The organism is uncultured Novosphingobium sp. (assembly GCF_964277725.1).
Lineage (GTDB): Bacteria > Pseudomonadota > Alphaproteobacteria > Sphingomonadales > Sphingomonadaceae > Novosphingobium > Novosphingobium fluoreni.
The window spans coordinates 1-9253 of sequence record NZ_CAXYKL010000095.1 but is presented as its reverse complement, the minus strand read 5'-3'; the positions used below and the strand labels follow the sequence as shown (position 1 = coordinate 9253).

The window sequence follows — 9253 nt, the reverse complement described above, 5'->3', positions numbered from 1 at the left end:
GTACTCAACCTCAGGCCCATAAGCCAAAGCCTGGTTCACCGGGATCGTCCAAGGCGTCGTAGTCCAGATCACCGCATGCGCGCCGACCAGTTCCGGGATCGGGCTCTCGATGATCTCGAACGCCACGTCGATCTGCGTCGAGACGATGTCCTCGTACTCGACCTCGGCCTCGGCCAGCGCGGTCTTCTCGACGGGGGACCACATCACCGGCTTGGCGCCGCGATAGAGCTGGCCGCTCTCCGCGAACTTCAGCAATTCGGACACGATCGTGCCTTCGGCCTGAGGGTCCATCGTCAGGTAGGGCTTGTCCCAATCGCCGTTGATGCCCAGGCGCTTCAGCTGCTCGCGCTGGACGTTCACCCAGTTGGCGGCATAGGCGCGGCATTCGGCGCGGAACTCGACCGGGTCGACCTGGTCCTTGTCCAGCTTCTTCTTGCGGTACTGCTCCTCTACCTTCCACTCGATCGGCAGGCCGTGGCAGTCCCAACCCGGTACGTAGGGCGCGTCCTTGCCCAGCAGGGTCTGAGTGCGCACCACCATGTCCTTGAGGATGTGGTTCAGCGCATGGCCGATGTGCATGTCGCCATTGGCGTAGGGCGGGCCGTCGTGAAGGATGAACTTTTCACGACCGGCGCGCGCGGCGCGCGTCTTCTCGTACAGGCCGGCTTCCTGCCAGCGCGCCAGGATAGCTGGCTCCTTCTGGGGAAGGCCTGCCTTCATCGGGAAGTCCGTCTTCGGCAGGAAGACAGTGGCTCGGTAATCGCGCTCTTGGGTCATGACCTGCGGCCCTTAGCGGGGCGTGCAGCTTGGCGCAATTTCTGGTTCACGCTGAGGCGGGCGACGGGGGAAGGAAGATTGTTTCGCGCAGAGGCGCAGAGGCGCGGAGAAAAAGAAGAGGCGATCCTCTTGGCCGTCAGGCCCTTGCGTGGTGGTAGGTTGCAATTGGTGGGATTGTCGAGTCGATAGGCGGCTTCGCCGCGGAAGCCGGTTCTATGCGCCTCTGCGAACTCTGCGCGAACCAAACTTCCCTTCTGATCGGCATGTGACCGATCAGGGCGCCACCGCCATGTTGTCGATCAACCGCGCCTTGCCGATCCGTGCCGCGACCAGCAGGCGCATCGGCTTGTCGGAGCGGGCGGGCAAGACGCTAAGGTCCGCCGCGTCGCACAGCTCGGCATAGTCGACCGACAGGAAGCCCCCCGCCAGCAACGCGCGCGCCAGGGCTGACAGCGCATCGCCTACCGGCACTCCGCCCTCGATCTCGGCGATCGCCGCGCGCATCGCGGTCGGCAAGGCCACGGCGGCGGCGCGTTGCTCGGGCGTGAGGTAGGCGTTGCGCGAACTCATCGCCAGGCCATCCGCCTCGCGCACGGTCGGCACGCCCAGGATCGCGTCGGCATGGGGGCGGGTGAGGTCCAGGTCGCGCGCCATGCGGCGGATGACGGCAAGCTGCTGCCAGTCCTTCTCCCCGAACAGCGCCCGATCGGGCAGGACCTGGTTGAACAGCTTGCACACCACCGTCGCCACGCCATCGAAGTGGCCGGGCCGGGCCGCGCCGTCCAATCCCTCGCTGACGCCCGAGACCGAGAGGTTGGTGGCGAACCCGGCCGGGTACATCGCCTCCACCTTGGGCGCCCACACTACCGCCACGCCTTCTGCCTCCAGCAGCGCGCAATCGCGTTCCAGCTGGCGGGGATAGGCGTCCAGATCCTCGTTCGCTCCGAACTGGAGCGGGTTGACGAAGATCGACACCACTACATGCGCCGCCTTGGCCTTTGCCTCGCGCACCAGCGTCAAATGACCGTCATGCAAGGCTCCCATGGTGGGCACCAGGGCGATCGCGCCATCAGCGCGCAAGGCGTCGATCGCGCTTCGTAGTGGATCAAGGGCGTGGATCAATTGCATTGGAGGGGCGCGCTCCGATATGATGGGCCGTACCAGTTTGGGGTGCCGCGCGGGACTAGCCGTGCAAAGGCGCTTCGGGCAATAATTTTACGGCCAAAAGAACCGAGGGAACGACCGTGACAGCGCATCGCATCGTCTTCGCCAACGAGAAGGGCGGCACCGGCAAGTCCACCACTGCGGTCCACGTGGCGATCGCGCTGGCGTATCAGGGCGCGCAAGTCGCCTGCATCGATCTCGACCACCGCCAGCGCACGCTGTTCCGCTACATGGAAAACCGGCTCGATACCGAAAAGCGGCGCGGCATCAGCCTGCCTGGCACCCGCTTCACCTATTACGATGGCGACAGCGTGGACGAGCTGGAGGAAATCGCGGCGGAAATCGGAGAGGGGCAGGACTTCCTGCTGTTCGACACGCCCGGCAAGGACGATCCGCTGGCCCGGCACGTCGCCACCACCGCCGATACGCTGGTGACGCCGCTGAACGACAGCTTCGTCGATTTCGACCTGATCGGGCAGGTGGAGGGAGAGACCTTCAAGGTGAAGAAGCTCTCCTTTTATGCCGAGCTGATGTGGGAAGCGCGCAAGAAGCGCGCCCACTCCACCATCAACGATCAGCGGCGCGAGCTGGACTGGGTGGTGGTGCGCAACCGCACGCAGCAGCTGCAGGCGCGCAACATGAAGCGCCTGGACGGCGCGCTGCACGAATTGTCCAAGCGCGTGGGCTTCCGCGTCGCGGGCGGCTTGTCAGAGCGCGTGATCTTCCGTGAGCTGTTCCCCTCGGGCCTGACCCTGCTGGACAAGGGGCACTTGGGCGATCTGGGCACCAGCCACCTCGTAGCCCGGCAGGAGCTGCGCGGCCTCGTCGCGGGGCTGAACCTGCCGGTGCCGAGCCGGGCCGCTCCGGTGCAGGACTCCTCGGCGCAGGACTCCTCGGCGCAGGACTCCTCGGTGCAGGACGGGCCAGAGATGGCCGTCGCCGCCGAGTGATCAAGCTTATCATATTGCTGGCGCTGGCCGCCGTCGTTTGGAAGATGGCGATGGGCCGGTGGCCGTGGCAACCGAAGATCGGCTCGGCGCGTTCAGCGGTGCGGCAGCAGGCACGCGCGCTGCTGGGCGTCGCCCCCGAAGCCGGGCGTCAGGATATCATAGAGGCGCATCGCCGTCTCATCGCCACGGTTCATCCGGACCGGGGCGGCAGCAACGAACTGGTTCACGAGGCTAACGCCGCGAGGGATGTCCTTCTCGCCGATCTGCCTCTTCATGTGCAGGAGTGACGATGAGCTACACCTTCGACCCCACGGTACTTCGCGAATACGACATCCGTGGCATCATCGGCGAGACGCTGAGCATCAATGATGCGCACGCCATCGGTCGCGGCTTCGGCACGCTGCTGGCGCGCGAAGGGGGCAAGAAGGTGGCAATCGGCTATGACGGCCGCGTCAGCTCGCCCATGCTGGAAAAGGGCCTGATCGACGGGCTGACCGCTTGCGGCCTTGACGTGGTCAGCATCGGCATGGGGCCCACGCCGATGCTGTATTACGCCGAAGCCTCAATGGAAGATGTGCAGGGCGGCATTCAGATAACTGGCAGCCACAATCCCGCCAATTACAATGGCTTCAAGATGGTATTTATGGGTCGGCCGTTCTTCGGTGCGGACATCCAGAAGATCGGCGCGATGGCCGCTGAAGGGGATTGGGACGAGGCGGCCACCCCCGGCACCAGCACCCAGGTCGACATCCTAAACGAATACGTCACCCGCATGCTCAAGGGGCTGGACGGGTTGCCCGCCGACAAGCTCGACGGGCTGCGTATCGGCTGGGACGCCGGCAACGGCGCCGCCGGACCCGCCCTGGAATTGCTGACCAGCCGCATGCCCGGAGAGCATCACCTGCTGTTCACCGAAGTCGACGGAAACTTTCCCAACCATCATCCTGATCCTACCGAGGAAAAGAACCTCGCAGACCTGAAGGCGCTCGTCGCGGAGAAGAACCTCGACTTTGGCATCGCTTTTGACGGAGATGCTGACCGGATCGGCGCTATCGATGGCGAAGGCCGTGTGATTTGGGGCGATCAGCTGCTCTCGATCTACGCCGAGGATCTGCTGAAGGTGGTGCCAGGCGCCACCATCATCGCCGACGTCAAGGCCAGCCGTGCGCTGTTCGACAGCGTCAAGCAGCATGGCGGCGAACCGCTGATGTGGAAGACCGGCCACTCGCTGATCAAGTCCAAGATGAAGGAAACCGGCTCGCCGCTGGCCGGTGAGATGAGCGGCCACGTGTTCTTCAAGCACGAATATTACGGCTTCGACGATGCCCTGTATGCCGCGATCCGGCTGATCGCCGCCTCGATCCGCCTGGGCAAGTCGGTCACGCAGCTGCGTGGAGAAATGCCGCAGATGCTGAACACGCCGGAAATGCGCTTCCAGGTGGACGAGAGCCGCAAGTTCGCTGCGATCGAGGAAGTGAAGGAGCGCCTGGCCAAGACCGACGCCGATGTCATCGGCATCGACGGCGTACGCGTCAACACGCCCGACGGCTGGTGGCTGCTGCGCGCCTCCAACACCCAGGATGTCCTCGTCGCTCGCGCCGAAAGCGAGACTCAAGACGGCCTCAACCGCCTGATGGCCCAGATCGACGAGCAGCTGAAGCTCTCCGGCCTGGAACGCGGCCCGCAAGCCGGACACTGATCACCCAAAGCGGCGGCGGCTGGACAACCGGCCGCCGCTGCGTGTGATGATCCTGGCGAGCGACGGGTCTCTGACTTGGCCGGCCTAAGCCCGCCGCCAAAAAAAGGGGAGCCATTGAGGCTCCCCTTCCTAGATCGTCCTGATGTTAGCGATCAGGAGGTCTTGTCGGTGGTCCGGGTCGTGCTGGCCGAGCCGATGCCGCTGGTCGTGCTGGCGCCCGTGGTGGCCGTGCCCGATGTTCCGGTACTGGCCGAGCCTAGCGCGGACGAGCTCGGCGTGGTTCCGGTGCCCGACAGTGCGCTGGTGCTGGAAGAGCCCGGCGTTGCCGCGCCGGTGGTCGAGCCGGTATTCCAACTGTTTGTACCCGATGATGCGCCATAGCCGGCGCTGCTCTGCCGCTCCTGAACACGCAGGTTGTTCTGCACGTGCTTCACGCCCGAGATATGCTCGACCGCATCTTCGGCACGGCGCTTGGCGTCGCGGCTGTCGACCTTGCCGTCCAGGGTCACTTCGCCGTCCTTTACGCTGACGGTGATATCCGTGGCGTCGACGCGATGGTCATGCGTCAGCCGATCGTTGGCGTCCTCGCGGATGCGATCGTCTGAGCGGGTGTAGCCCGAAGGGCCGCGTCCGCGATGGCCCAGGCGCTCCTGCTGATCGTCATAACGCTGATCCTGCTCGCGGCGGCGTGAGGCGTCCTCGTCACCGAACCAGCTGGCGATCTCGTCGCCGGCGCGCTGCAGGAAGCCCCGGCTCTCGCCATAGTGACGCCAGCTGCCGTAATCCTCGCGCGAAGTATTGCGATTGCGGTCGCTGCGGCTGTCATTGTCATCACGGCCCCAGCTGCCGGGGCCGTAGCTGGGACGATAAGATTCGCTGGAACGCGCGCCGCCCGAAAGGCCGCTGCCGCCCCGGTTGGAGAAATCCCGGCCGCCGAAGTCTTCGCTGGTGAAGTTGACGAAATCGTTGCCGCCGCTGGCGTCATAATCGCGGCCGGCATACGCGCTGGCCGAGCCGCCGGCGCCGTAGCGGTTGCGATCGCCCCGATTTTCATACTGTCCATAGCCGCGCTGGCCGCGATTGTCGCCAAAGCCGCGATCCGACGATCCGCGATCGTAAGCGCCATAGCGACCTTCGTCCTGACGCGCCGCATAGCCGCCCTGGCCGTAGCTGCCGCTGCCGGACCGGCCATAGCCCTGCGAGCCGCCGCGACCGTAGTCGTAACTTGATCCCTGGCCCGAATTCTGGCCGGAGAAGCGATAATCGTGGGAATAATCATCCGAGCCATGCGCGCGCTGGCTGGAATCCTGCTGCCAATCGCCGCCTTGCTGGCTGCTGTCGCTTTGCCATTGATTGGCCTGGCGCGGCGAATCGTAGTTCTGTCCGTAGCGGCCACTGCCTTGCTGCGTGTTGCGGTCATATGGGTTTTGACGGTCACGATCACTCATCGGGATCTCTCCATTTCGCAGATAGGACGACGGCTGGTTTCGCCGCTGCCTGTGCATGATCAACGTGCTTTGGGCGCGTAACGGTCCACCGCCGGGCGCAGGCCGCGTTCGCTCCGGCGCAACATCGGTCAGGCTGGTTCGCCGTCGCGTCTTTGGGGAGCAGGGGGGCTGGGCGGCATCGCGCGCCTTGTGGACGTGCCGATCACTCGCCACCTTGCGTCCATGTCCAGCGCCACCGGCATACCTTCCGAGATCGATGCCTGGTTCGCGGGTCGTGGCTGGTCTCCCCGCAGCCATCAGCGCGAAATGCTGGCCGCCGCCGACGCCGGGCTGCACGCGATGCTGGTGGCGGACACGGGCGCGGGCAAGACGCTGGCCGGTTTCCTGCCGACCCTGGCCGCCTTCTGCCCCTCCCGACTGGACGGCGCCGCCCCGCCCGATGGCCTGCACACGCTTTATGTCTCGCCGCTAAAGGCGCTGGCGCATGACGTGCAGCGCAATCTGCTCACCCCGGTGGAGGAGATGGGCCTGCCGCTGCGGATCGAGACGCGCAGCGGCGATACGCCGTCCGATCGCAAGGCCCGCCAGCGCGCTAGGCCGCCGCATGTATTGCTGACCACGCCCGAATCGCTCTCGCTGTTGCTGAGCTATCCGGAGGCGGCAACGCTGGTCGCCGGGCTGCAACGCGTGGTGATCGATGAGGTGCATGCCTTCGCCACGGGCAAGCGCGGCGATCTGCTGGCGCTGGCGCTGTCCCGCCTGCAGGCGATTGCGCCCGCGATGCAGCGCGCGGCGCTTTCCGCCACCGTTGCCGATCCCGAGGAGTTTCGCGGCTGGCTGGCGCCGTGGGGCGATGTCGATAGCGTGGCGCTGGTGCAGGGCGAGCAGGGCGCGCAGCCCCACGTCGGGCTATTGCTGCCCACCGAAGAGCGCATTCCGTGGAGCGGCCACGCCGCCACCTGGGCTATCCCGCAATTATACGAACAAATCGCCGCCCACCGTACCACGCTGATCTTCACCAACACCCGCTTTCTGGCAGAATACATCTTTCAGTGGTTGTGGGACGCCAATGAGCTGACGCTGCCGATCGGCATCCACCACGGCTCGCTTTCCAAAGAGGCGCGACGCAAGGTGGAAGGGGCGATGGCGCGGGGCGAGTTGCGGGCTTTGGTCTGCACCGCCAGCCTCGACCTGGGCGTCGATTGGGGCGATATCGATCTGGTGGTGCAGATGGGGGCGCCCAAGGGGTCGTCACGCCTGCTGCAGCGGATCGGGCGCGCCAATCACCGGCTCGATCAACCCAGCAAGGCGCTGCTGGTGCCGGGCAACCGCTTCGAATTCATCGAGGCGATCGCGGCGCAGGAAGCGGTGGAGCTGGGCGTGCGCGATGGTGAGGATTTTCGCCCCGGCGGGCTCGACGTGCTGGCCCAGCATGTGATGGGGTGCGCCTGCGCCGGGCCGTTCCGCGAGGCGGAGCTGCTGGACGAAGTGCGCAGCTCGCTCCCCTACGCCTGGGTGGACGAGGAGATCTTCGCCCGCGTGCTCGATTTCGTGGCGACCGGCGGCTACGCGTTGCGTTCCTACGAGCGGTTCAAGCGGATCGTGAAGGACAAGGACGGCACGTGGCGGTTGGCCCACCCCGAACATGCCGCGCGGCATCGCCTGAACGCCGGGATCATCGTCGATAACGAAATGCTGGAAGTACGCTTCCGCAATGGCCGGTCGCTGGGCAAGGTAGAGGAGATGTTCGGCGCGGGGCTGAAGACAGGCGATACCTTCCGCTTCGCCGGGATCGACCTAGAAGTGGAATCGATCAAGGACCTGGAGCTGATCGTGCGCGCGGCGCGCAAGTCCGCTTCGATCCCCAGCTACTCCGGCCTGCGCCTGCCGATCACCGGTACTCTGGCGCAGCGCGTGCGCGAGATGATCGCCGATCGTGTGGGTTGGGCGCGTTTTCCGGACGATGTGCGCGAATGGCTGGAAGTGCAGGACTATCGCTCTCACCTGCCGGTGCCTGGCCGCCTGCTGGTGGAAAGCTTTCCGCACCGCGGGCTGGAATACACCACCTATTATACCTTCGAAGGGTGGAACGCGAACCAGTCGCTGGGCATGTTACTGACCCGCCGGATGGAGGAGCGGGGGCTGGGGCCGCTGGGCTTCGTCGCTACGGACTACACCCTGGCGGTGTGGGGCGTGAAGCCGGTGGAGGACCCGGTGGCGTTGCTTTCTCCCGATATCCTGACGCACGAATTCGTGGACTGGGTGCAGCAGTCGCACTTGCTGCGCCGGGCCTTTCGCGAAGTGGCGGTGATCTCCGGACTGGTCGAGCGCCAGCAGCCCGGCAAGCGCAAGTCGGGCAAGCAGGTCACCTTCTCGACCGACCTGATCTATGACGTGCTTCGCAAGTATGAGCCCGATCACCTGCTGATCCAGGCAGCCTGGGCCGACGCTCGCCAGCGCATGACCGACGTGGGCCGCGTGGGCGACGTGCTGGACCGCGCCGCGCGGGAGATCGATCATGTGCAACTGGATCGGATCAGCCCGCTATCGGTGCCGGTAATCTCGATGGTCGGGCGCGAAAACCTGCCTTCCGGCGCGGCGGACGATGACTTGCTGCTGGAGGCGGAAAGCTTGGCATCCCTGGCCATGCGGGTGGAACCGCTGGAGGATGTGGAAGGGGACTGAGCGGGCCGGACGATTGGTTTGGCCGCTGATTCTATTTTCTGCCGTTCCGTTCGTGTCGAGCGGGGGAGGGGCGAAGTGCGTGATCCAACGCTCGTCGCGGATCTCCTAGCCGGCCCATGGAGATGGACAGCTTGCGCCCCTGCAAGATGGCGGTGTCCTCAGCCGGCCAGGATAGGCGGATGGAGAGCGCGAGCCTGACTTGATGAGGCGCAGGCTGTGGCAGCGGTTTGTCGCAGCTACCTTCCGGTCTCATCCGGTGGCAGGCAGCTCAGACGAATCTGGCTGATCGCCCCTCATCCCCGAACAATTTATCGATCGTCCGGTGTACGCGCCGCTGCGCGCCGACAAAAAAGGGGCGGATCGCTCCGCCCCTTTCGAACCCTTGCGGGTAGTTTGCTGCCGGTCAGCTTACTTGCTGAACTCGGAGTATTGCTCGTTGCCGACAAAGCCGAACTTGGTGACCTGCGAAGCCTTGATGATCTGCAGCACCTTGGCCGACAGATCGTAGCTGGCGCCGCCGTCGGGCTGGA

At 65.4% G+C, this 9253-nt stretch carries 7 protein-coding genes and 1 pseudogene; 4 read left to right on the top strand and 4 right to left on the bottom strand.

What is annotated here, in order from left to right; translation table 11 throughout:
- Nucleotides 1–777, bottom strand: a 777-nt coding sequence (locus tag ACHWRX_RS05485; RefSeq protein WP_394658387.1) for a class I tRNA ligase family protein, incomplete at its 3' end; no start/stop codon positions are given.
- 273 nt (nucleotides 778–1050) lie between these two features.
- The gene (gene panC / locus ACHWRX_RS05480) at nucleotides 1051–1905 is read right to left on the bottom strand and encodes a pantoate--beta-alanine ligase (protein ID WP_394658386.1); all 855 of its coding nucleotides are present in this window, start codon (nucleotides 1903–1905) and stop codon (nucleotides 1051–1053) included.
- 116 nt (nucleotides 1906–2021) lie between these two features.
- Here panC and ACHWRX_RS05475 point away from each other — a divergent pair, with 116 nt between their 5' ends.
- The 3 genes from ACHWRX_RS05475 to pgmG are packed head-to-tail and all read left to right on the top strand — an operon-like array spanning nucleotide 2022 to nucleotide 4590.
- Nucleotides 2022–2891 carry a division plane positioning ATPase MipZ gene (locus ACHWRX_RS05475; RefSeq protein WP_394658385.1) on the top strand — a complete coding sequence of 290 codons (870 nt, stop codon included), beginning with the start codon at nucleotides 2022–2024 and terminating at the stop codon, nucleotides 2889–2891.
- Nucleotides 2888–3178, top strand: a complete 291-nt coding sequence (locus ACHWRX_RS05470) for a molecular chaperone DnaJ (protein WP_058737375.1) — start codon at nucleotides 2888–2890, stop codon at nucleotides 3176–3178. The genes ACHWRX_RS05475 and ACHWRX_RS05470 overlap by 4 nt, the downstream gene beginning before the upstream one ends.
- Before the next feature lie 2 nt (nucleotides 3179–3180).
- Nucleotides 3181–4590: a phosphoglucomutase/phosphomannomutase PgmG gene (gene pgmG / locus ACHWRX_RS05465; protein ID WP_394658384.1), complete on the top strand. Its 1410-nt coding sequence runs from the start codon at nucleotides 3181–3183 to the stop codon at nucleotides 4588–4590.
- A gap of 152 nt (nucleotides 4591–4742) precedes the next feature.
- On the opposite strand, the gene ACHWRX_RS05460 is transcribed toward pgmG, so the two are convergent.
- Complete coding sequence (locus ACHWRX_RS05460; RefSeq protein WP_394658383.1) at nucleotides 4743–6038, bottom strand: BON domain-containing protein; 1296 nt, start codon at nucleotides 6036–6038, stop codon at nucleotides 4743–4745.
- A gap of 222 nt (nucleotides 6039–6260) precedes the next feature.
- Here ACHWRX_RS05460 and ACHWRX_RS05455 point away from each other — a divergent pair, with 222 nt between their 5' ends.
- The gene (locus tag ACHWRX_RS05455; protein ID WP_394658388.1) at nucleotides 6261–8723 is read left to right on the top strand and encodes a ligase-associated DNA damage response DEXH box helicase; all 2463 of its coding nucleotides are present in this window, start codon (nucleotides 6261–6263) and stop codon (nucleotides 8721–8723) included.
- Between the two features lie 408 nt (nucleotides 8724–9131).
- On the opposite strand, the pseudogene ACHWRX_RS05450 reads toward ACHWRX_RS05455, so the two are convergent.
- A pseudogene (locus ACHWRX_RS05450) lies at nucleotides 9132–9253 on the bottom strand (biopolymer transporter ExbD); the annotation flags it as partial.

What these genes read in the sequence shown, in the direction of transcription:
- panC (WP_394658386.1), bottom strand. Translation starts at nt 1,905, where the DNA reads ATGCAATTGATCCACGCCCTTGATCCACTACGAAGCGCGATCGACGCC.
- pgmG (WP_394658384.1), top strand. Translation starts at nt 3,181, where the DNA reads ATGAGCTACACCTTCGACCCCACGGTACTTCGCGAATACGACATCCGT.
- ACHWRX_RS05460 (WP_394658383.1), bottom strand. Translation starts at nt 6,038, where the DNA reads ATGAGTGATCGTGACCGTCAAAACCCATATGACCGCAACACGCAGCAA.
- ACHWRX_RS05455 (WP_394658388.1), top strand. Translation starts at nt 6,261, where the DNA reads ATGTCCAGCGCCACCGGCATACCTTCCGAGATCGATGCCTGGTTCGCG.